Consider the following 289-nt stretch of genomic DNA (forward strand, 5'->3'; position numbering starts at 1 on the left):
CTCGAACTGGTGGCGGCGGCGGAGAACGCCGCCAAGGCGATCGGCCTGCCGGTGCATATCGAGAGCTACGCTCCGCCGCACGACCCGCGCCTCAACGTCATTCGCGTGGCGCCGGATCCGGGCGTCATCGAGGTGAACATCCACCCGGCCGCCAGCTGGCAGGAATGCGTCGCCACCACCACGGCGATCTACGAGGAAGCCAGGCAGTCGCGGCTGGGCACCGACAAATTCATGATCGACGGCCGCCACACCGGCACCGGCGGCGGCAACCACGTGGTGGTCGGCGGCG

General features: G+C 69.9%; 1 protein-coding gene. It reads left to right on the forward strand.

The genetic code is table 11. The features are described 5' to 3' along the window. On the forward strand, positions 1-289 hold a 289-nt coding region (locus EN851_RS35685; RefSeq protein WP_135931136.1), incomplete at both ends, for a transglutaminase family protein.

The sequence above is a fragment of the Mesorhizobium sp. M8A.F.Ca.ET.208.01.1.1 genome, from assembly GCF_004791315.1.
Lineage (GTDB): Bacteria > Pseudomonadota > Alphaproteobacteria > Rhizobiales > Rhizobiaceae > Mesorhizobium.